Source organism: Bartonella sp. AA86SXKL, assembly GCF_042196885.1.
On the sequence record NZ_JBHIRE010000612.1, the window covers coordinates 1 to 515 of the forward strand.

Here is a 515-nt window from a genome sequence, read left to right on the forward strand (position 1 = left end):
AATGCTTCTCTAACCATCTACGCGACGAGGCTGTGATAGTCCCTGCTTTTTTCTTTACACGCTGATATAATTTATGTGATCCTGACCCTCCATATCCACCAGCCGTTTTTTTTGTCGTTTTTTTCATAGCTTTTCGTTGTCTCCATATTCAGATAACTTGCTAACGCTTGAAGCTTCTCCTTTTCTTATAGTGGCGCCATACACCATCGTTTAACATCAGGTCTATTAAAATCCCTTCTCTCAAACCACGATCAGCAACTCTCAAACGTTGACTAGGCCAAACTTCTCGAATAACGTCTAAAATTGCACAACCGGCTAAAATTAAATCCGCTCTCTCTCGCCCAATACAAGGATTGGTTCCACGTTTTTTTACGTCCCATGATAATAAGCGCTGCATCATAAGAGTAATGTCCGCATCATTCATCCAAATGCCATCAATTTTCTTCCGGTCGTAACGCTCTAAATTAAGGTGCATTCCTGCTAAAGCAGTAATCGTTCCTGAAGTTCCTAAAAGA

At 41.0% G+C, this 515-nt stretch carries 1 protein-coding gene and 1 pseudogene; both read right to left on the minus strand.

The window, feature by feature from the left end; genetic code table 11:
* A pseudogene (locus ACFIO5_RS13560) lies at window positions 1–127 on the minus strand (23S rRNA methyltransferase); the annotation flags it as partial.
* A 33-nt stretch (window positions 128–160) separates the two neighbouring features.
* Window positions 161–515 (minus strand): Ppx/GppA phosphatase family protein (locus ACFIO5_RS13565; RefSeq protein WP_375705700.1); only part of this gene is annotated, 355 nt, incomplete at its 5' end.